Raw genomic sequence first — 22,476 nt, forward strand, 5'->3', positions numbered from 1 at the left:
GAGCCTTCAACTGGTGAACTCCCAGAAGGTGTACATCCGGTCCTCGGGAAAGGCCGGTTCCCCAATGCGTACACGGGCGGAGGAGAGCGGCTGGTAAAGGCGTGCGGCGCGCCCTTGCTGGCCACTATGCAGGGTGAACTCCTGCATAGTGGCCAGCAATTCCCCGTAGGGCGCGGTCGGCATGCGGACCTTGATAGCATGCGCCACCGACACACCAAGCGGGGCCGGGAAAGCGGAATATTGGATTCAGGGGGCGTTGGTGCCGCTCACGGGGTAACGCCAGGTCAACCGCGTTGCCGGGTCGGTCCTGGAGGGTGTGGCTGGCCGGGAGCGGAGGAGAATCGGCGCCCGTTCCCGGTTGGATGAATTCAACGTTGAATACCTGACGCCGGTGCGTCATTATGTCATTCTGAAGTTTTCGTGAGTGGCGCCCCGAGGTCAGCGGACCAGGAAATAGTCAGAGATCGGCAACTTCCTGCCAAAGCCCTGCGGATAGCTGGCAGTAAGAGGACACGGATGCTTTCCTGGATTCTGTCTTACGGCCGCTAGCGTGGTTGTCGACAGAGCGACATCCGAGCGCCAGTTCAGATCCACCCCACCGTGAGACGGCACCCCGCCTTCGTTCGCTGACCGTTGGGAGATTTCGTATATGGCTGAGGTGGAACTCTCGGCAGGAACCATCGAGTACGAAGACACCGGTGGCGACGGGCCGGTGGTCGTCCTCCTGCACGGCGTGGCCATGGACGGTTCGCTGTGGCGGAACGTGGTCGCGGACCTGCGCGCCGACTTCCGGTGTGTGGTGCCCACGCTGCCGCTGGGCGGGCACCGGCGTCCGATGCGCGCCGACGCGGATCTGTCCATCCTGGGAGTGGCGCGACTGGTCGCCGAGTTCCTGGAGAAGACCGACCTGCGTGATGTCACCCTGGTGATGAACGACTGGGGCGGGGCGCAGGCCCTCGTCGCCGACGGCCGTGACCAGCGGATCGGACGGCTCGTCATCACCTCCTGTGAGGCGTTCGAGAACTTCCCGCCGGGCCTGCCCGGCAGCAATCTGTACATGTCGGCCAAGATGCCCGGCGGTATCAACCTCGCGTTCCGGCTGCTGAAGCTCACACCGATGCGTCGGATGCCGATGACCTGGGGGAGGATGAGCAAGCGGCCGGTGCCGCACGAGGTCATGAACCAGTGGTTCGAGCCACTGTGGACCTCCAAGGAGATCCGCCGGGATCTGCGGAAGTACGTCCTCGGTGTCCCCGCGAAGAGCGAGCTGAACAACTGGGCCGAGAAGCTGCGGGACTTCGACCGTCCCGCACTCGTCGCCTGGGCCGCGGAGGACAAGGTCATGCCGCCCGAGCACGGCCGCAGACTGGCCGAGCTGCTGCCCAAGGGGCAGCACGTGGAGATCACCGACAGCTACACCCTCATCCCCGAGGACCAGCCGGGACAACTGGCCGCCGCCGTGCGGGCGTTCCTGCTGGAGGGATCCGCGACGGAGGGCTCCGCGGCGGCGGAGTAGCACAGGCCGGACGGGGGTGTCGCGGCAGGCGTGCTCCGGCCCGGGTGGCGAGTGGAACGTGTAGGAGGAGCACATGGCTGAGGGCGCGGACGCGCAGACGAGATCCACGGGGGACACCCGCCCGGGCGCACGGACCGGAGCCGGAGCGCCGGGACCCGGGGCCGGACCGGCCCCCGGGTCCTGGGCCGGGCGGCTGGCCGGACTGGCCGCCGACGACCGCTACCCGGCCGTGGTGGAGCTCGTACGCGAACAGACCGCCGCGCTGCTCGGCACCGACCCCGCCACCATCGACCCGGAGCGCGCCTACCGCGACTACGGCTACAACTCCCTGGCGGCAGTGGAGCTGACCAACCAGCTCCGCAAGGCCACCGGTATGGAGCTGCCGCTCACCCTCCTGTTCGACCACCCCAATCCCTCCGCGGTGGCACAGAACCTGCTGGAGCGGGCCGGGTTCGAGATGCCCGCGCCCGCGACGGCGCCCGAGGCGGAGCCCGCCGGATCCCAGGCCGACGGCCATGACGACCCGATCGCCATCGTGGGAATGGCCTGCCGCTATCCGGGCGGTGTGGCCTCGCCCGCGCAGCTGTGGGACATGGTGGCCGAGGGCCGCGACGTGGTCGCGGACTTCCCCCGGGACCGTGGCTGGGACCTGGAGGGTCTTTACGATCCGGATCCCGACCGGCCGGGCACCTGTTACACCCGTGCGGGCGGGTTCCTCGACGGGGCCGCCGACTTCGACGCCGACTTCTTCGGGATCGCCCGCCGTGAGGCGCTGGCGATGGACCCGCAGCAGCGGTTACTGCTGCAGACGGTGTGGGAGGCGCTGGAGGACGGCGGGATCGACCCCGGCACCCTGCGCGGCTCCGCCACCGGTGTGTTCATGGGCACCAGCGGACAGGACTACGACCAGATCGCCCGCGCGGGCTCGCCCGGACTCGAGGGGTACTGGGGCATCGGCTCCGCCGCGAGCGTGCTGTCGGGCCGGGTGAGTTACGTCTACGGCTTCGAGGGCCCCGCGCTGTCCGTGGACACCGCCTGCTCCTCGTCGCTGGTGGCGGTCCACCTTGCCGCCCAGGGGCTGCGCCGGGGAGAGTGCGCGCTCGCCGTCGCGGGCGGTGTCACGGTGATGTCCACCCCGAAGGTGTTCACGGAGTTCAGCCGTCAGCGGGCGCTGTCCTCCGACGGCCGCTGCAAGTCCTTCGCCCAGGCCGCGGACGGCACGGGCTGGTCCGAGGGGATCGGGGTGCTCCTGCTGGAGCGGCTCTCCGACGCGCGCCGCCTCGGCCACCGGGTGCTGGGGCTCGTCCGGGGCACGGCCGTCAACCAGGACGGTGCCAGCAACGGCCTCACCGCCCCCAACGGGCCCGCGCAGGAACGGGTCATTGCCGCCGCCCTCGCGGACGCGGGCCTCGTCCCGGCGGACGTCGACGCGGTCGAGGGACACGGCACCGGCACCACGCTCGGCGACCCCATCGAGATCACCGCCCTGGCCTCGGCGTACGGCCGGGACCGGGCGGCGGACCGGCCGCTCAGGCTCGGTTCGCTGAAGTCCAATATGGGTCATGCCCAGGCCGCCGCCGGAGTGGGCGGGCTGATCAAGATGGTGCAGGCGCTGCGTCACGGTGTCCTGCCGCGCACCCTGCACATCGACCGGCCCACCGACAAGGCCGACTGGGCCGCCGGTCCGGTGTCGCTGCTGACCGAACCGGCCCCGTGGCCGCGCGCCGAGCACATACGCAGGGCGGGCATCTCCGCCTTCGGCGTGGGCGGCACCAACGCCCATGTGATCGTCGAGGAGGCGCCCGCCGAGGAACGCGGCGACCGGCCGGTCGGGCCGACGGGTCCCGTGCCCTGGGTGCTGTCGGCCACGTCCCCCGAGGCACTGCGCGAGCAGGCCCGGCGACTGCACACCCGTCTCGCGGACCCGGAGCACTCCGCCACGCCCCCCGGCCGGGTCGGACACACCCTCGCCCTCCGCCGTGCGCGGTTCGACCACCGTGCGGTGATCGTCGGCGAGCGGCGCGAGGACCTGCTCACCGCGCTGGACGCACTCGCCCGCGACGCGCTCGACGACGACACCGCCACCGCCACCGCGTACTCCGCCCGGGCCACCGCGCGCACCGGCCGGACCGCGTTCGTCTTCCCCGGACAGGGCTCCCAGTGGATCGGCATGGGGCGTGAACTGGCCGCCGCCTACCCGGTGTTCGCCGATGAGCTGCGCGCCTGCGCCGACGCCCTCGCCCCGCACCTGGACTGGTCCCTGGACGATGTGCTCGATGGCGCGCCGGACGCCCCGCCGCTGGACCGGGTCGATGTGGTGCAACCCGCCCTGTTCGCCGTGATGGTGTCCCTGGCAGCGCTCTGGCGCCACCACGGGGTCCGGCCCGACGCGGTGGTCGGCCACTCCCAGGGCGAGATCGCCGCCGCGTACGTGGCGGGCGGGCTGACCCTCGCGGACGCCGCCCGGGTGGTGGCGCTGCGCAGCAAGGCCATCGCCGCCATCGCGGGCGGCGGGGGGATGGCGTCGGTGACCGCCGCCCCCGCCCGGCTCACCCCCCTGCTGGAGCGGTGGGCGGGCCGGATCTCGGTGGCCGCCGTGAACGGACCCGCGTCCCTGCTGGTCTCCGGCCCCGCCGACGACCTCACCGAACTCCTCGAGGTCTGCGCGGCCGAGGACATCTGGGCCCGCCGGGTCAACGTCGACTATGCCTCGCACTCCGCCGGGGTCGACGCCCTGCGGGAGGAACTGGCCGACGCGCTGGCCCCGGTCCGGCCGCACGACGGCCAGGTGCGCTTCCAGTCCACCGTGCGGGGCGGGGCGCTCGCCACCTCCCAGCTCACCGCGGACTACTGGTTCCGCAATCTGCGGCAGACCGTGCGCTTCGAGGAGGCGGTGACGGATCTGGTGGCGGGCGGCTTCACCACGTTCGTCGAGATGAGCCCGCACCCGGTGCTCACCGTCGCCGTCGAGCAGACCACCGAGGCGTCCCCGGCGGGCCGCGCGGCGGTCGTCGGCTCGCTGCGGCGCGACGACGGGGGTCCGCGCCGCTTCCTGGCCTCGCTCGGCGAAGCACACGCCCATGGTGTGCCGGTGTCGTGGGAAACGGTGTTCGGCGAGACCGGCGGCCCGGTGGAGCTGCCCGGCTACCCGTTCCGGGCGGAGCGGTTCTGGGCGGAACCCCGGCAGACCGGGGGCGGCGATGTGTCCGGCGCCGGCCAGCGCGCCGTCGGCCACCCGCTGCTCGCCGCGGCCGTGCCCATGGCCGCGGGGACGGGATGGCTCTGTACGGGGCGGGTGTCCCGCCGTACGCACCCGTGGCTGACCGACCACACGGTCTACGACGTCGTCCTGCTGCCCGGCACCGCGTTCGTGGACATCGCCCTGCGGGCCGGTGAGCTGACCGGCGCTCCGGTGGTGGAGGACCTGGCCATCGAGGCACCGCTCGCGGTCCCCGGCGACACCGCGGTGGACCTCCAGGCCGTGGTGGGCGCACCCGACGACGAGGGCAGGCGGCCGCTCACGCTGTACTCGCGGACCGCCGGCACCGAGGGCGAACACGGCTGGACCCGGCACGCCACCGGCACACTGGCGGCGGACGAGGAGGGCGCGGCCACCGGGACGGCTCCCGAGGTGTGGCCGCCCGCCGGGGCGGAGCGCCTGGACACCGACGACCTCTACGACCGGCTCGCGGACCGTGGCTTCGGCTACGGCCCGGCCTTCCAGGGCCTGTCCGCGGCCTGGCGGCTCGGCGACACGGTGTACGCGGAGGTGGCCGCCCTGGCCGAGGAGGAGCGGGCCGACGGCGAACGCCACGGTCTCCATCCGGCGTTGCTGGATGCCTCCTTCCACGCCCGGCTCACCGGCCTGGGCCGGGCGGGCGGGCCGGACGGGGAGCGGGACGGCGCCTGGCTGCCCTTCGCCTGGTCCGGGGTACGGATCAGCGCTCCCGGCGCCACCGGCCCGCTGCGCGTCACCCTCACCCCGCTGGGCGAGGGCACGGTCGGGATGACGGCGGTGGACGGCGCCGGAGCACCGGTGGTGTCCGTCGCGTCCGTGCTGGCCCGGCCGGTCTCCACCGGGCAGTTGGCGGCGGTCCGCGCGGCCACCGCGGACGAGGCGCTGTTCCGCCTCGACTGGGCGGCGGTGGACACGCCGGACGAGCCCGTCGCGCCACGTCGCTGGGCGTCCCTCGGCCCCGTCCCGTTCGCGCTCCCCGGGACGGACCCGGCGCACCACGCGGACCTGGGCGCGCTCGCCGCCTCGGTGGCGGCGGGGGCGGACGTTCCCGATGTCGTGGTCGTGCCCACCGAGGCCCCCGGCGCCCTCACCGCCGCCGGTGTCCGCGCGGTCGCCCAGACCACCCGGCGACTCCTCCAGGAATGGCTGGGCGACGAGCGGTTCAGCGCTACGGAACTGGTGTTCCTCACCCGGGCGGCGATACGCACGCCGGCGGATGCCGACGCCACGGCACCGGACGGCCCCGACCCCGGCCTCGCGCCCCTGTGGGGGCTGGTGCGCACCGCGCAGTCCGAACACCCCGGCCGCTTCCGGCTCGTGGACCTCGACGCCGACCCCGCGTCCGCCCGTGCCCTGCCCACCGCCCTCGCCACCGGTGAACCACAGCTGGCCGTCCGGTCCGGAGCCGCCGTCCTGGCGCCCCGGCTGGTACGGGCCACCGCCCCGGGCGGCGCCACCGGCGGACCGATGGCGTTCGACCGGGACGGCACGGTCCTCATCACCGGCGGGACCGGTGGACTCGGTTCGCATGTGGCCCGGCGTCTGGCCATCTCGCACGGCGCGCGCCATCTGCTGCTGGTCAGCCGACGTGGCCGCGACGCCGGGGGCGTGGCGGAACTGGAGCGTGAACTCGAGCGGGCGGGCGCGGAGGTGACGGTGGCCGCGTGCGACGTCGCCGACCGGGACGCGCTCGCGGCACTCCTGGACACGATCCCTGCCGACCGGCCGCTCACCGCCGTGGTCCACTCCGCGGGAGCCCTCGAGGACGGACTGCTGGAATCGCTGACGTCCGGGGGACTGGACCGGGTGCTGCGGCCCAAGGTGGACGCCGCGCTCCATCTGCACGAGCTGACCGCCGGGCTCGGCCTGGCCTCCTTCGTGCTGTTCTCCTCCGTGGCCGGCACCGTCGGGGGACCGGGCCAGGGCAACTACGCCGCCGGGAACATGTTCCTGGACACCCTCGCCCAGTGGCGCCGTGCCCAGGGGCTCCCCGCACTCTCCCTGGCCTGGGGGCTGTGGGAGGAGGAGAGCGGGATGACCCGCCACCTCGGCGGATCCGGTGTCGCCGCGCTCGGCCGCTCCGGACTCGCACCGCTGTCCACCGAGGAAGGGCTCCGGCTGTTCGACACCGTGCACGGCACGTCCGACGCGACTCTCGTCCCCGCCCGGCTGGACACCGCCGCCCTGCGCGCGCAGGCACGGGAGGACGGCCTGCCCGCCGTACTGCGCTCCCTGGTACCCGCTCCGGCGCGGCGGCGGTCCACCACCGCGGACGGTGATCTGCTCGCGCGGCTGGCCGCCGCGTCCGCGGAGACCCGGGGCGAACTCGTCCTGGACGTGGTCGCCGTACACGTGGCCGCGGTGCTCGGACAGGACGGTCCCGACACGGTGGAGCCCGAGCGCGCCTTCAAGGAACTGGGACTGGACTCGCTCGGCGCGGTCCGGCTGCGCAACCGGCTGCAACAGGCCACCGGGCTCACCCTGCCCTCCACGCTCGTCTTCGGCCATCCGTCGCCCGCCGCGCTCGCCGCCCATCTGCGGACCCTCCTCGAGAAGCGGCTCCCCGGCGGCGAGGCACCGCCCCCCGCCCCTGCGGACGGGTCCGGAGAGGGACCGGGCACGGCCGGTCGGAGCGTGGTGACCGGCGCCCGGGAACACGTGGAGACGGCCAGCGCGGAGGAGCTCTTCGCCTTCATCGACAACGACCTGGAGGTGGGCTGAGCCATGTCCGACACCCTGTCCGGCGCCACCACCGCCGACACCACGTCCGGATCACCGTCCGACGCGGACAAGTCCCTCCGCTACCTCCGCCGCGTCACCGCCCAACTGGCGGAGACACAAGCCCGGTTGAAGCGGCTCCAGGAGCCGATCGCCATCGTCGGGGCGGCCTGCCGCTATCCCGGCGGCATCGGGTCCGCCGCACAGCTGTGGGAAACGGTGGCGGAAGGCCGGGACGTCATCACGGACTTCCCCCGGGACCGTGGCTGGGACCTGGAGGGTCTTTACGATCCGGATCCCGATCGGCCGGGCACCTGTTACACCCGTGCGGGCGGGTTCCTCGACGGGGCCGCCGACTTCGACGAGGAGTTCTTCGGCATCGGCCGCCGTGAGGCGCTGGCGATGGACCCGCAGCAGCGGCTGCTGCTGCAGACGGTGTGGGAGGCGCTGGAGGACGGCGGGATCGACCCCGGCACCCTGCGCAACTCCGCCACCGGGGTGTTCGTCGGGACGACCGGTCAGGACTACGCGTGGCTCGCCCGCGCGGGCTCTCCCGAACTCGAGGGGTACTGGGGCATCGGTTCGGCGGGCAGTGTGCTGTCCGGCCGGGTCAGCTATGTCTACGGTTTCGAGGGCCCCGCGATGACCGTGGACACCGCCTGCTCGTCCTCTCTGGTCGGAGTGCACCTCGCCGTACAGGCGCTGCGCCGCGACGAATGCAGCCTCGCGCTGGCGGGCGGGGTCACGGTGATGTCCACCCCCGCCACCTTCACCGAGTTCAGCCGTCAGCGCGGATTGTCGCCCGACGGCCGCTGCAAGTCCTTCGCCCAGGCCGCGGACGGCACGGGCTGGTCCGAAGGGTCCGGTCTGGTCCTGCTGGAGCGGCTCTCCGACGCGCGCCGCCTCGGCCACCGGGTGCTGGGGCTCGTCCGGGGCACGGCCGTCAACCAGGACGGTGCCAGCAATGGCCTCACCGCCCCCAACGGCACGTCGCAGGAGCGCGTCATCGCCGCCGCCCTCAAGGACGCCGGTCTCACCCCCGACGACGTCGACGCGGTCGAGGGACACGGCACCGGCACCACGCTCGGCGACCCCATCGAGATCGACGCCCTGACGGCCGTCTACGGCCGGGACCGCGCGGCCGGCCGCCCGCTGCGGCTGGGCGCGCTGAAGTCCAACCTCGGCCACACCCAGGCCGCCGCCGGAGTGGGTGGGCTGATCAAGATGGTGCAGGCGCTGCGCCACGGTGTGCTGCCGCGCACCCTGCACATCGACCGGCCCACCGACAAGGCCGACTGGCACTCGGTGTCCCTGCTGACCGAACCGGTGGACTGGCCACGGGGCGAACGCGTGCGCCGGGCGGGTGTCTCCGCCTTCGGTATCAGCGGCAGCAATGCCCATGTGATCGTGGAGGAGGCCCCCGCCGAGGAACCCGCCCGCCCCGCAGCCGAGTTCACCGGACCGGTGCCCTGGGTGCTCTCCGCGACCTCCGGCGCCGCACTGCGCGACCAGGCCCGGCGGCTGCACACCCACCTCTCGGACCCCGGGCACACCGGCACACCACCCGCCGAGGTGGCCGCCGCGCTCGCGGTGACCCGGGCCCGTTTCGACCACCGCGCCGTGGTGGTCGGCACCGGTCGGACCGAACTGCTCGCCGGGCTGGACGCCTACGCCCGGGGGGAGCTCGCCGCCAACACGGTGCACGGCACCGCCGCCCGCAAGCCCAGGACCGCCTTCCTCTTCTCCGGCCAGGGTTCCCAGTGGCCGGGCATGGGCCAGGAGCTGTACACCACCTACCCGGTGTTCGCCGACGCGCTCGACGCGGCCGTCGCCGAACTGGACCGTCATCTGCCACGGCCGCTGCGCGCCGTGATGGCCGCACCCGACGGCAGCCCGGACGCCGGACTGCTGCACCGGACGCGGTACACCCAGCCCGCCCTGTTCGCCCTGGAGACGGCGCTGTTCCGGCTCCTCGAATCATGGGGGCCGCGACCGGACTTCCTGATGGGCCACTCCATCGGCGAGCTGGCCGCGGTGCACGCCGCGGGTGCCCTCTCCCTGGCCGACGCCGCCACGCTGGTGGCCGCCCGGGGCCGGTTGATGGAACGGCTCCCCTCCGGTGGTGCCATGGTGGCCGTGGAGGCCACCGAGGACGAGGCCGGTGCCGCCCTCGAGGGTTACGAGGGGCTCCTCGCGCTCGCCGCGGTCAACGGGCCGCGCGCGGTGGTGGTGTCCGGAGCCGAGGACGCGGTGCTGGAGTGGGCCGCACGGTGGAAGGAACGCGGGCGCCGCACTCGCCGGCTGCGGGTGAGCCATGCCTTCCACTCACCCCTGATGCGTCCCATGCTGTCCGAACTCGAGTCCCTTGCGGCGGGGTTGACGTTCTCCGCGCCGCGGATCCCGGTGATCTCCAACGTCACCGGTGCGATGCTGTCCCTCGCGGAGATGGCCGCACCGGCGTACTGGGCGCGCCATGCCGAGGCGCCGGTGCGCTTCCAGGACGGCATCCGCCACCTGGAGAGCGCGGGAGTGACCGCGTATCTCGAGGTGGGCCCGGACGCCGTGCTCACCTCCATGGCGCGGGGCTGTCTGACCGGCGGCGGGACCGCGACCCTGGTGCCCGCCCTGTACGCCGGTAAGCCCGAGGCCCGGGCCCTGGTCAGCGCGGTCGGCGAACTGCACGTCCACGGCGTGGACGGCGCGGACCCGGCGCCGCGATTCGAGGCGGTGGCCGTCCGCCGGGCCGCGGGCGCCCTGGCATTGCCCAGCTATCCGTTCCGGCGCAACCGCCACTGGATCGACGCCCCGGCACAGGCGATGGCGGGGACCGGGCCCGTACCCGTGACGGCCGAACCGTCGGCCGTCCCCGACCCGCCGTCCGGGGGGCCGCAGGATGTGCTCGCCATGGTCCGCACCCAGGCGGCCCTGGTCCTCGGCTACGACGACGGCACCACGGTGGACGAGCACCGCACCCTGCTGGAGCTGGGTATCGACTCCATGGGCGCGGTCCGGCTGCAGCAGCGGCTGACCGCCGCCACCGGTCTCGACCTGCCGCCGACACTCCTGATCGACCATCCGACCCCGGCGGCCATCGCCGGACATCTGCGCACCCTGCTCGGTATCGACGAGGCCGGTCACCCCGCGGCCGGGGGACCGGCGGCGACCGATTCCGCCTCCACCGACTCCGCCTCCCCGGGCGACGGCGCGTTCAGCGCACTGCTGCGTGTCGCTCACGCCCGGGGCGAACTGGAGACCTCCATCCCGATGCTGGCGTCCGCCGCCGGCCCCCGCCCCGGCTTCACCACCGCCGCCGAGCTGGACGCCCCACCGCGGGCAGTGCTGATCTCCGACGGACCCGCCGAACCCGCGGTGATCTGCGTGCCGTCCTTCCTCGCCGGGTCCGGTCCCCACCAGTTCGCCCGCTTCGCGGCCGGGTTCGAGCACCGTCGCCATGTCTCGGCCCTCACCCTGCCCGGCTTCGGTGACTCGCCCCTGCTGCCCGCCACCTGGGAGGCGGCGGTCGAGGCGCTGGCCGACAGCGCGGTACGGACCGCCGCGGGCGCTCCGGCGCTGTTCGTCGGCCACTCCATCGGCGGTGTCATCGCCCACGCCGTGGCGGCCCGGCTGGAACGCGACGGCCATCCGGTGCGGGGTGTCGTGCTGATCGACACCTATGAGCCGGAACCCACCGAGCGGGCCCAGGTGTTCGCGTGGGCGATGGGCAGCGTCCTGGACCGAGGCCACGCCTACGTCGACGTCAGCGAGGCGGGCGTGCTGGCGATGGGCGGCTATCTGCGGCTGCTGGAGGAGTGGGCGGTGGACCCGCTCACCGCGCCCGCCCTGCTGCTGACCGCCAAGGTGCCCCCGCCCGTTCCGGAAGCCGGTACGTGGACCCTGTGGCGCGCGGCGGACACGGTCACCCCGCTCCCCGGTGACCACTTCTCGGTACTCGAGGAACACGCCGGACACACCGCGCGGACCGTCGAGGAATGGCTGTGAAAGGACACTCCATGCACCCTCCCTTGGGCATCGTCGACTTCGGGAGCCATCTGCCCGGGAACATCGTGGGGCCCGAGTTCTTCGTGGACCCGGACGCCGCCGCGGATCCCCTCGCCGACCTGCCGCTCTTCCGTGTCCCGGCCACCCGCCACCACGTCGAACGCGAGGACCGCGCCGCCGAGATGATCGCGAAGGCGGCCCGGCCCGTCTTCGAACGGCTGGGCCGGGACCCCGCGGACCAGGTCGACGTGCTGATCACCAATGTGCTGCTGCCCGACGAGCCGTTCATGGGCATCGGGGCGGAGGCCGCGCACCGCATGGGCTGCGACCCCGAGTGGATCGTCGACCTGCACAACGGCGGCTGTGCCTCGTTCATGTACATGCTGCGCCTGGCCGAGAAGATCATGGCCGACGGTTCGGCGCGCACCGCGCTCATCGCCAATGTGCAGAACGCGGCGGGCCAGGTATTCGCCCAGTCCGACGTCCGCCCCCTCTCCCACGCCCCCATGCCGGGCGACGGCTGCGGAGTGGCCTACCTGGAGGCCGGTGCGGGGTCCCCGCTGCTCGGTGTGCGCACCCGCAGCACCCCCGGCTACGCCCATGACCTGGGGATGGTCACCCCGGACAAGCGGAAGTACTGGGAGCCGGGCACCGGCCAGATGGACATCCACTTCGACGAGACCAAGACCACCGAGATCCTGGAGCGTGGCAACACCCTGGTGCCCGAGCTGGTCAAGGAGTTGTGCACGGACCTCGGTGTGCCCACCTCGGAGATCGATGTGCTCGTCACCAACCAGCCCAACCGCATCTTCCTGAAGAACTGGCGCGAGGCGCTGGACATCGACGCCGAGCGCCACTTCGACACCTTCGACCGCTGTGGCAACCTCTACGGCGCCGCCGTGCCCGTGACTCTCGAACAGGCCGCCCGGGACGGGCAGTTGAAGGACGGCGATCTCGTGGTGATGTCGGGGTTCGCCCACGCCGGTGACTTCGCCTCCGCGGCGGCGATCCGCTGGAACGGAGGTGCCCTGTGACCCTGCCGACCGAACACTTCGACGTCGTCATCGTCGGAGCGCGGGTCGCCGGCTCCTCGCTCGGCGCGCTGCTGGCCCGCCGGGGACTGCGGGTGGCCGTACTCGACCAGGCCGCATCGCTGGGCTTCACCCTCTCCTCCAACATCCTCCAGGCCGATTCACTGGCCTTCCTCGACCGGCTGGGGCTGACCGGCCGGCTGCGCGCGGCGGGCGTCACCCCCATGGCACGTGTCGACATGAGGCTGGAGGACTTCCGGGTACACGCCCGCTTCCCCCAGCGCCCCGGCGACGTGGGCGGCGCGGCCTGCATCCGGCGTCAGGTCCTGGACCCCCTGGTGCGGGACGCGGCCGCCGAGGCCGGGGCGACCGTACGCCTCGACACCAAGGTGACGGAACTGGTCCGCGAACACGGCCGGGTGGCCGGTGTCCGGGTGGTGTGCGACGGCACCGAAACCGTGCTGCGCGCCCGGCTCGTCGTCGGCGCCGACGGCCGCAACTCCACCGTCGCCGCCCTCGTCGGGGCCCGCCCGTACCACCTCACCACCAATGAACGCCGCTACCACTGGACCTACTTCGAGGGCGCCGACCTCGGCGAGACGCCCACCTTCGTCTTCCACCGCTGGGGCGACCGCCATATGCTCGGCGGCCCGGCCGACGGCGGGCTGTACATCGTCGGTGTGTCCCCGCAGGCCCACGAGACGGAGCGATTCCGCACCGACCTCGAAGGGTCCGTCGACGCCCACATCGCCGCCTGCGAACCGATCGCCACCGCCCTCGCCGGCGCCAGACGCGCCACCAGGATCTACGGCATCCAGCGCTTCCAGGGATACTTCCGGGAGGCGTCCGGGCCCGGCTGGGTGCTCATCGGCGACGCCGGACACTTCAAGGACCCGGCCGGTGGCCGCGGTATCGGCGACGCCTTCCACCAGGCCGAACGGCTCGCGCCCGCCGTCGAGGCCACGCTGACCGGACCGGCGGGCGCCCTGGACCGGGCCACCGCGGAGTTCGGCCGCTGGCGCGACCGCACCTACGCCGAGTACTACGGCCTCGCCGCCGACCTGGGCGTGGCCGGACCCATCGCGGCCGCGGTGCCCGAGGTCGTCCGCCGACTGCACGCACGCGGCCGGACCGGCGACGTCCTGGACCTGCTGAGCCACCGGGCCTCGCTGCTCGACGTCCTCACCCCCGCCCGGGTCCTGGGCGCCACCGGCCGACTGCTGGTGCGCGGTGCCCGGGGCGCGGGAAGCGGATCGGCGCCGGGCGTCGGACGCGGTGCGCTGCTCCGCCAGGCCGGAGCGCTAGCCGCCGGTGAAGTGCGCCGCCGCAAGGCCATGTGGCGCCCGGTCTACGGCCCGGCACCCGCCCCGCGCCGAGACCACCGCACCACGCAGCACCCCACGGGCCGTACCGAACAGGAGCTGAACCGATGACCACGTCCACCGACACCGGCGCCGCGGCCGCGCCACCGCGACCGGACTTCCCGAGCCCGCTGCTGCCGCCGGGCGTGGAGCTGACCTTCGACCGGACCGTGCCCCGGGACATCGCACACCGCCGCCAGATCGGCGAGGTGTTCGTCGCCGACTCCGCACAGGTCGGCGAGGACGACTTCTGCCTGTCCTTCCAGGTGCCGAGGGCGCACAGCCTGTGGTCCGACCAGTGGGACGCCTACCACGACCCGTTCGCCTCCGCCGAGGCCGCGCGGCAGGCCATCTTCGTCCTGCTGCACCGCCACGTCGGTGTGGCGGTCGGACTGCCCTTCAGCCTCCAGCGGATCAGCTTCCGGATCGAGGACGTGGAGGCGTACCGCAACGACCACGCCTGGCCGCTCCAGGGATATCTGCGCTACCGCGTGGCCGGGCGCCGCAACCGCGGCTCGGACGTGGTCGGTATGACCCTCGAGGGCGCGATGGAGATCGGCGGGCGCCCGGCGATGACCCTCAGCGCCGAACTCGCCTTCATGTCACAGCAGGACTACGACGTCTTCCGGGCCTTCCAGCGGGCACAGAAGCCGGTGGCCACCGCCACCACTTCGCCGCGCCGCCCGCTCGACCCGGCCCTCGTGGGCCGGAGCAACCAGCGGAACGTGGTCATCGGCGCCCCCGGCGAGCACACCACCGGACCGGAGGGCCCGCTGCTCGCCGCCGACCGCCGCCACCCCGCCTTCTTCGACCACGAATACGACCACGTCCCCGGCCCGCTGATCGCCGAGGGCCTGCGCCAGGCGGCGCTGGTGGCCGCCTGCCGCGCCGGGGCGGTGCCCTCCCCGCACGCCGTCGCCGTCGGCTGCGAGGCCGCGTTCCTCGACTTCGGCGAGTTCGAGGCCGACCTCACGTACACCGCCACCGTCGGCGACCCCGCCGCCGACGGCCGGGTGCCGGTCGAGGTCGGTCTGCACCAGTTCGGCAAGGCCATCGTCACCGGCCGTATCGAGCTGCTGCCCGACACCCGCACCACCGCACACGCACACCCTCACGCACACGGAGTCTGAACATGGTGAATGAGCGAGCAGGAAACCGCGGCCGCGTGGCGGTCGTCGGGTCGGGCATATCCGGCCTGGCCGCGGCCCTCCGCCTGGAACGGAACGGGTACGACGTCGACCTCCTCGAGGCCGACGACACCCTGGGCGGACGGTTCGGCGTGGGCCGTCTCGGCGACCGCCAGATCATGGCGGGCGGCAAGAACATCGGCCGCCGCTACACCGCCTTCCGCGCCTTCACGGCCGAACTCGGCGCCGACTCCTACGAGTCCTTCGGCTACAACGCCTCCCGCATCAAGGACGGCGAGGTGCTCACCCTCGACAGCGAGCGCCGCAGCCAGACGCTGAAGAACATCCGCAAGATGGGTTCCCACCGCGACTTCGCCCGGATGGCGGCGATGGCGGCCCGGATCCGCATGGACGACACCAACCGCTTCCTGGGCTCCCACTACTTCACCCGGCTCTCGCGCGCCCATGACCACGCACCGCTCAGCGCCTACTTCGGCCCCCAGATGACCGACATGCTGGTGCGCCCGATGGTGATCCGGAACAACGGCGCCGAACCCGACGAGGTCTACCCGGGCACCTTCGGCACCAACCTGGCCATGCTGATGGACCACTACGACCAGCTCGGGGGCGGTATCCAGCCCGCCCTGGACGCCATCTCCAAGCGGGTCTCGGTGCGGCTCGGCGCCCGGGTGGAGGGACTGGTGGTGCGCGCCGGACGGGTGACCGGACTGCGGGTGTCCGACCACGGCGCGCCCGTCGAGGAGCGCTCCTACGACGGAGTGGTCCTCGCCACCCCGGCCTACGCCACGGCCGACATCGTCCGCTCCGAACGGCCCTCCCTCAGCCGCCGGCTGAAGGACGTGCGCTACTTCCCGTCCACGGTGGTGATCGTCGAGTACGACCAGCCCATGTTCACCCGTGAGGTACGGGCGCTGGCCATGGACGACGGGCCGTGCAGCAACGCCGGTTCGTACGGCATGGAGGAACGCCACATCGTCCGCTACACCTACAGCGGACGACAGGGACGGCTGATCGACCCCAGCCCTGAGCGCATCGACGAGCTGACCGGTCAGACCGAGGAGAAGCTGCGCACCTATCTGGGCGCTCCGCGCGCCCGGCGGGTGAACACCACGGTCAAGCACTGGAACGCGGCCTATACCGGCTACCTCCCCTTCCACGCCGACTTCCTCCGCGAGGTCCGCGAGTCCGTGGCCACGCTGCCCGGCCTGGAACTGGCCGGCGACTACATCCAGGGCGTGTGCATCGAGGCGTGCTGCCGCTCGGGCAACGCCGCGGGCTCCCGGCTGGCCGCCCACCTCGGCGGGGCGGGCGCCCGATGAGCCGTGCCGGGCTGGCGGTGGTCACCGGCGCCTCCTCCGGGATCGGCGCCGACCTCGCCCGGGGACTCGCAGCCCGCGGCCACGACCTGTGGCTGGTCGCCCGGGGCGCCGACGCCATGGAAACCCTCGCCGCCGAACTGCGCGACGCCCACAAGACGGAGGTGCGGGTACGTCCCTGTGACCTCGCCGACCCCGTCCAGCGGGGGGAGCTGGCCGGGGAACTGGCGGCCACCGAGGTGGCGGTGTTCTGCGCCAACGCGGGCTTTCCCACCTGCGGTGCGCTCGCGGACAACGACCCGGCCCAGGAAGCCGCCGAGGTCCAGGTCAATGTGGTGGCACTGCACCAGCTGACACTGGCGGTCCTGCCCGGCATGCTGGCCCGCCGCCGTGGACGCGTCCTGGTCACCGGTTCCACGGCGGGCCGCCAGCCCGTGCCGACGGCCGCCACCTACTCCGCCACCAAGGCGTTCGCCAACACCTTCGCCGAATCGCTGCACGCCGAACTCCGCGGCACCGGGGTCAGCTGCACCCTGCTCGCCCCCGGCCCGGTACGCACCGGCTTCTACGACGTCGGCGGTATCCCGCGGCTGACCGACCAGAAGATCCTGGCCTGGCTCTCCCCGCGCCGGGTCGCCGACGCCGGGCTGGACGGCCTGGCCCGCGGGCGCCGCGTCGTCGTACCCGGCCCGGTCGCCAAGGCCCAGAACATCGCGGGCCGCCACACCCCCCGCGCGCTGCTCTTCCCCTTACTGCGCACCGCGATCCTGCCCCGTCTGCGCAAGGCGCGGGGCGGGACGGCGGGCACTCTGTCACCCCAGCTCTCCCGGAAGTGAGGACACCATGGACGGTAGGGAACACCGCTGGTTCATGCTCATCGCGTCGGTCGTACCGCTCGTGGCCGTTCTGGGCGCGATGGTACTGCTGTGGAACCGGATCTTCTCCTGGTCCGATCTCGTGGTCACGCTGGTGATGTACGTGATCTCCGGCTTCGGTATCTCCGCCGGTTACCACCGGATGCTGACCCACCGCTCGTTCGAGACCTACAAGCCCATCCGGTACAGCCTTGCCACGGCCGGAGTCCTGGCCGGTCAGGGCCCGCCGATCATCTGGGCGGCGCACCACCGCAAGCACCACCGGGTGGCCGACAAGCCGGGTGACCCGCACAGCCCGCACCTGGACTTCGAACCCGGGTTCAAGGGCATGGTGAAGGGTCTGTGGCACTCCCACCTGGGCTGGCTCTTCGACACCGGGCTCACCTCCGACCCGATGCGCTACTGCCCCGATCTGGTCCGTGAGAAGCAGCTGCGCTGGCTGAGCGAGAATCTGCTGCTGGTCACCGCCGCCGGAGTGGTGGCACCCGGTCTGCTGGCGTTCGCCATCACCGGCGGCGACGTCAAGGCGCTGTTCACCGGCATGCTGTGGGGCGGGCTGGTCCGTATCTTCCTCATCAACCACGTGACCTACGCGGTGAACTCCATCGGCCACTACTTCGGCCGCCGCCGCTTCGAGACCACCGACCACTCGCGCAACGTGGCCTGGCTGGCCATCCCCTCCTTCGGCGAGGCGTGGCACAACAACCACCACGCCTTCCCGCGCTCGGCCCGCCACGGGATGAAGTGGTACGAGGTCGACCCCAGCGCCATCCTCATCTGGAGCCTGGAGAAGACCCGTCTGGCCTGGAAGGTCATCCGGATCGACGCCGAGCGGATGGAGATGCGTGAGGCCGGCGTCAGCCGGGTCTCCAGTGGCTCGTCCGACAAGAAGGAACTGCTGGAGAGCCAGCAGAAGATCGCGCCGATGGCCGAGCGCAACCGGGACAGCCAGGAATCCCTGGTCGACGTCGAATAGGTGAAGATGAGCCACTACCAACCCCATCTACGGGACCTGGAGTTCAACCTCTTCGAGGTGTTCGGCCGGAGCGAGGCGTACGGACGGGGCGTGTTCGCCGAACTGGACCCCTCCACGGCGCGCACCGTGCTCGCCGAAGTGGCCCGGATGGCCACCGACGACCTGGCCGACAGCCTCGTGGACTCCGACCGCAACCCGCCCCACTACGATCCGGGCAGCCGGTCGGTGACCCTGCCGGACACCTTCAAGAAGGCGTATCGCACCTGGACCGACGCCGGTTTCCACCGGCTGGACCTGCCGGCGGAACTGGGCGGGGCCGCTGCGCCGCCGTCCCTGTACTGGGCGGTCTCCGAACTCGTCCTGGGCGCCAACCCCGCCATCCACCTCTACTCGCTGGGCATCGGCATCAAGGTCATGCACCAGCTCGGCACCCCCGATCAGCGTCGGCTGGCCAAGGCCATGGCGGACCGCGGGTGGGGCTCCACCATGGTCCTCACCGAGCCGGAGGCGGGCAGCGATGTGGGCGCGGGCCGGACCAGGGCCATCCGTCAGGAGGACGGCTCCTGGCACCTCGAGGGCGTCAAACGCTTCATCACCTCCGGTGAACACGACCTGTCCGAGAACATCGTGCACCTGGTGCTGGCCCGCCCCGAGGGCGCGGGTCCCGGCACCAAGGGGCTGTCGCTGTTCATCGTGCCCAAGTACCAGGTGACCGACTGGACCACCGGTGAGCTCGGCGCCCGCAACGGCGTCTACGCCACCGCCCTGGAACACAAGATGGGCCTCAAGGCGTCCACCACCTGTGAGCTGACCTTCGGCGCGGAGCACCCTGCGGTCGGCCATCTGCTGGGGGACGCGCACGACGGCATCCGGCAGATGTTCCACATCATCGAAGCCGCCCGGATGACCGTGGGCACCAAGTCCATCGCCACCCTCTCCAGCGGCTATCTCACCGCGCTGGCCTATGCGCGGCAGCGCGTCCAGGGTGCCGATCTCACGAGGTCGGCGGAGAAGACCGCGCCGCGCGTCACCATCGTCCACCACCCCGATGTGAAGCGCTCCCTGCTGCTGCAGAAGGCCCATTCCGAGGGGATGCGCGCGCTGGTGCTGTTCACCGCCACCGTGCAGGACCGGATGGTGGCGGCCGAGGCTGCGGGGAACACCGACGAGGAGGCCAAGGCCCTCAATGACCTGCTGCTGCCGATCGTCAAGGGATACGGCTCGGAGAAGTCCTTCGAGCAGCTGACCCAGTCCCTCCAGACCCTGGGCGGCTCCGGATACATCCAGGACTTCCCCGTCGAGCAGTATCTGCGCGACGCGAAGATCGACTCGCTGTACGAGGGCACCACCGCCATCCAGGGCCTGGACTTCTTCTTCCGCAAGGTCACCCGTGACCAGGGCAAGGCGCTCACCACACTCTTCGCCGGGATACGGGAGTTCCTCGACACCGCGACCGGCGGCGACTCCCTCGCGGCCGAACGCGCCCTGCTGGCCACCGCGTTCGACGACGTCCGAGCGATGGTCGCCACCATGACCGACCAGCTCATGGCCTCCCTGGAGGACCCGGCCTCCCTCTACCGGGTGGGCCGCAACACCACCCGGCTGCTGTTCGCCACCGGCGACCTCCTGCTGGGCTGGCTGCTGCTGCGCCAGGCGGCGGTTGCCCTGGAGAAGCAGCCCACGGCGACAGCCAAGGACACCGCCTTCTACCGGGGCAAGGTCGCCTGCGCGACCTTCTTCGCCCAGGAGGTGCTGCCGCTGCTGACGGCGCAGCGGGCCATCGCCGCGTCGGCGGGGGCGGAGTTCATGGAGGTGCCGGAGGACGCCATGTGACCGCGTCCCGTCGCGGATGGCGGTGCCGCGGGCAGCACGGCCGGGGTGTGAACCCCCGCCGTCGGCCCGCGGCTACGGCGTGTCTAGCCGTCGGTGTCCCGTACCGCCCGCAGGGCGCTCTCCATCGCATGACGCAGATGTGTCCGTGCGTCCCCGGCGTCGGCCTTGGCCAGCAGCGCCGAGAGGAAATCCGGGTCCGCATAGCCGCTGCCCGGCGAATCCCTCGTGGCCCACAGCTGCGACCAAATGGAGATCATCATTTCGTTGCAGGCCCGGGCCTGCGCGAGCTGATGCGGACCCTCCTCACCGGTGAAGACATCACGGGCCGAGATCCCCAGCCGGTGGCCCATGGCGACCAGGAACGTCTCCCTCGACTCCGAAGCCAGTATCGCCAGCACACGGTCTCGAGCGCTCATTGGTCCATGTCCCAGAAATCCTCGTCCGTCATCGGCCGGCCTCCACCATAGGATTCGCGGGGCAGCGAGTCCACGTCGTACCCACGTGACCGCAGCACGGCGACCCTGGTGTTTCCATTCATGATAGTGCCGTCGGGCTTGACGATCAGTGGCTCATGCGCCCCCGGCCTCAGGGAGAAGACGATGTCTTCGGTGTCCATCTTGTGCCAGAAGTCCAGCGAGCTCTTGTCGAGCGAGCTGTCCGGGTGCAGCGACTTCAGCGGCTGATCCTCCCCACAGCCCTGGAGACCGAGCGGGTCCTGCCAGGTGTGGGGGTTGGAGACATAGCCATGGGGGTTGGGGGCCGGAGCGAGACCGAGCGGGTCGGGAGTGGTGTAGCGGGCGGTTTCCGGGTCGTAGTACCGGTGGTGGTTGTAGTGGAGGCCGGTTTCGGGATCGGCGTACTGGCCGGGGAAGCGCAGCGGACAGTCGGTCCCGCCCGGTGGGGCGGAGAGCGCGGTACCCCAGAGGGTGGTGCGGGCCTGCCAGGCGAGGGTGCCGTCGGGTGCCACCAGTTCGGTGGGGGTGCCGATCAGGTCGGTGATGATGGCGTGGAACCGGACGTCGTACTCGGACTGCGGTACGTCGGCGAGAGCGATGATCGCGTCGGCGTTCTCGGGACGGGCGGCGGGTGTCCGGTGGACCGACTGGGACACGGGGCGGTGGGTTCCCGGAGTGTAGTCCCACGTCATCAGCGTGCCGTCCGGGCTCAGCTGCTCGACCAGGCGCGTCCCGTCCCAGGTGAAGAGAAGCGGATTGCCGTCGGGGCCGGTTTTGGTGATGCGGCGGCCGAGGGGGTCGTAGGTGTAGGTCCACTCGTCACCGTCGGGTGTGGTGGCTCGAGTGAGGCGGTCCTCGATGTTCCAGGTGTAGGTCCAGGTGCGGGTCTGGCCGTTGAGGAGTCTGCGGGTGCGGCGGGTCAGCCGGCCCGCGGCGTCGTATGCGTAGGTGGTGCGGCCGGCACGGTGGAGGAGGGTGCCGGTGTGGGCGCGGTCGCCGGTGGTGGGGTGGCCGGGTGCGGTGGCGTGGGTCTGGTTGCCGGCCGGGTCGTAGGCGTACTTCTCGGTCCAGCCGTGTGCCTGGACGCCCGTGACCCGTCCCACGGTGTCCAGGGTGAAATGCCGTGTGCCGGTGGTGAGTTCGCGGATCTCGGTGACGTGGCCGTCGGGGCGGTAGGCGTAGGTGCGGTGCTGGAGCAGGTCGTCCTGGGGTGAGGCGGTGACGCTCTGCGTGGTGAGGCGGCCGGAGGTGTCCCAGGTCTGGTCGAGGGTGATCGCTCCGCCGGCGCGCCGTGTTTCCCGGCCGGTGGCATCGTGGGAGAAGGTGAGTGTCTGCTCGGCGGTGGTCAGTGTCGCGGGCAGCCCCGTCGGGCCGTAGGTCCACGTGGAGCTCAGCCCCGAAGGAGCGGTGCGGTGGGTGCGATTCCCGGCCGCGTCATAGCCGTAGGTGGTGGTGCGGCCGTTGACGGTCTCGGCGACGACCCGGCCGAGCGGGTCGCGCTCCAGCGCCAGATGCACCTCCGGGCCGGCCGCGGCGAGCAGTGAGCCGTCCGCCGCGTAGCGGTAGGTGGTCTCTTCACCGGTGGTCTCGTCGAGCTGGCTGACCACTCGTCCGGCGGGGTCGAGGGTGTAGCGGAGGGTGTGGCCGAGGGCGTTGGTCCGGGCGGTGAGCCGGCCCGCGGCGTCGAGGGTGTAGCTGTGGGTGGCGCCGTTGAAGTCGGTCTCGGATATCAGCCGACCCGCCGGGTCATAGGCATAACGCCACTCCCGCCCCTGGGGGTTGGTGACGGTGGTCAGCCGCAGTTCGGTGTCATACGCGAAGGCGTAGTGCGCCCCGTCCGGGTCGGTGCGACCGATCGGCCGGTCGAAGTGGGTGTGGGCGTAACTGGTGATGTGCCCCGCCTGGTCGGTGTGGTGGGCGAGGTTGCCTTCGGTGTCCCATTGCCACGTTTCCCGGGCGCCGTCGGGGGTTTCGCGCCAGGCGGGTCTGCCTTCGATGGTCCAGCCGTGG

At 72.1% G+C, this 22,476-nt stretch carries 11 protein-coding genes and 2 pseudogenes; 10 read left to right on the top strand and 3 right to left on the bottom strand.

From position 1 onward, the window contains the following. Nucleotides 1–6: 6 nt before the first annotated feature. Nucleotides 7–183, bottom strand: coding sequence for a hypothetical protein (locus AC07FT_RS34710; RefSeq protein WP_479180095.1), 177 nt, complete (start codon nucleotides 181–183; stop codon nucleotides 7–9). Between the two features lie 466 nt (nucleotides 184–649). Between AC07FT_RS34710 and AC07FT_RS34715 the strand changes: the two genes are divergently transcribed. The 10 genes and pseudogenes from AC07FT_RS34715 to AC07FT_RS34760 all read left to right on the top strand — a co-directional run bounded on the left by AC07FT_RS34715 (nucleotide 650) and on the right by AC07FT_RS34760 (nucleotide 20,011). Continuing rightward, complete coding sequence (locus AC07FT_RS34715) at nucleotides 650–1,516, top strand: alpha/beta fold hydrolase (RefSeq protein ID WP_471201310.1); 867 nt, start codon at nucleotides 650–652, stop codon at nucleotides 1,514–1,516. A gap of 175 nt (nucleotides 1,517–1,691) precedes the next feature. Then, nucleotides 1,692–7,475: pseudogene (locus AC07FT_RS34720) on the top strand (type I polyketide synthase); the annotation flags it as partial. Nucleotides 7,476–7,610: 135 nt separating this feature from the next. Continuing rightward, nucleotides 7,611–11,471: pseudogene (locus tag AC07FT_RS34725) on the top strand (type I polyketide synthase); the annotation flags it as partial. Nucleotides 11,472–11,482: 11 nt separating this feature from the next. Beyond that, on the top strand, nucleotides 11,483–12,505 hold the full coding sequence (locus tag AC07FT_RS34730) for a 3-oxoacyl-ACP synthase III family protein (RefSeq protein ID WP_479180097.1): 1,023 nt from the start codon (nucleotides 11,483–11,485) through the stop codon (nucleotides 12,503–12,505). Beyond that, the gene (locus AC07FT_RS34735; protein ID WP_479180099.1) at nucleotides 12,502–13,935 is read left to right on the top strand and encodes an NAD(P)/FAD-dependent oxidoreductase; all 1,434 of its coding nucleotides are present in this window, start codon (nucleotides 12,502–12,504) and stop codon (nucleotides 13,933–13,935) included. The genes AC07FT_RS34730 and AC07FT_RS34735 overlap by 4 nt, the downstream gene beginning before the upstream one ends. Further along, nucleotides 13,932–14,993 (top strand): AfsA-related hotdog domain-containing protein, encoded by a 1,062-nt coding sequence (locus tag AC07FT_RS34740; protein ID WP_479180101.1) that lies wholly within the window; start codon nucleotides 13,932–13,934, stop codon nucleotides 14,991–14,993. Before AC07FT_RS34735 ends, AC07FT_RS34740 begins: the two co-directional genes overlap by 4 nt. Before the next feature lie 35 nt (nucleotides 14,994–15,028). Further along, the gene (locus AC07FT_RS34745) at nucleotides 15,029–16,330 is read left to right on the top strand and encodes a protoporphyrinogen/coproporphyrinogen oxidase (protein WP_479180102.1); all 1,302 of its coding nucleotides are present in this window, start codon (nucleotides 15,029–15,031) and stop codon (nucleotides 16,328–16,330) included. Further along, complete coding sequence (locus AC07FT_RS34750; protein ID WP_479180103.1) at nucleotides 16,327–17,163, top strand: SDR family NAD(P)-dependent oxidoreductase; 837 nt, start codon at nucleotides 16,327–16,329, stop codon at nucleotides 17,161–17,163. The genes AC07FT_RS34745 and AC07FT_RS34750 overlap by 4 nt, the downstream gene beginning before the upstream one ends. A 7-nt stretch (nucleotides 17,164–17,170) precedes the next feature. After that, on the top strand, nucleotides 17,171–18,178 hold the full coding sequence (locus AC07FT_RS34755; RefSeq protein ID WP_471201290.1) for an acyl-CoA desaturase: 1,008 nt from the start codon (nucleotides 17,171–17,173) through the stop codon (nucleotides 18,176–18,178). Between the two features lie 6 nt (nucleotides 18,179–18,184). Beyond that, nucleotides 18,185–20,011 (top strand): acyl-CoA dehydrogenase, encoded by a 1,827-nt coding sequence (locus AC07FT_RS34760; RefSeq protein WP_479180105.1) that lies wholly within the window; start codon nucleotides 18,185–18,187, stop codon nucleotides 20,009–20,011. Nucleotides 20,012–20,094: 83 nt separating this feature from the next. Here AC07FT_RS34760 and AC07FT_RS34765 read toward each other — a convergent pair whose 3' ends face one another. Both AC07FT_RS34765 and AC07FT_RS34770 read right to left on the bottom strand, forming a co-directional pair. Beyond that, a complete protein-coding gene (locus tag AC07FT_RS34765; protein ID WP_479180107.1) occupies nucleotides 20,095–20,427 on the bottom strand; it encodes a hypothetical protein in 333 nt (110 codons plus the stop codon). Further along, nucleotides 20,424–22,476, bottom strand: a 2,053-nt coding sequence (locus AC07FT_RS34770) for an RHS repeat-associated core domain-containing protein (protein ID WP_479180108.1), incomplete at its 5' end; no start/stop codon positions are given. The genes AC07FT_RS34770 and AC07FT_RS34765, both read right to left, overlap by 4 nt.

The sequence above is a fragment of the Streptomyces sp. NPDC045899 genome, from assembly GCF_056431485.1.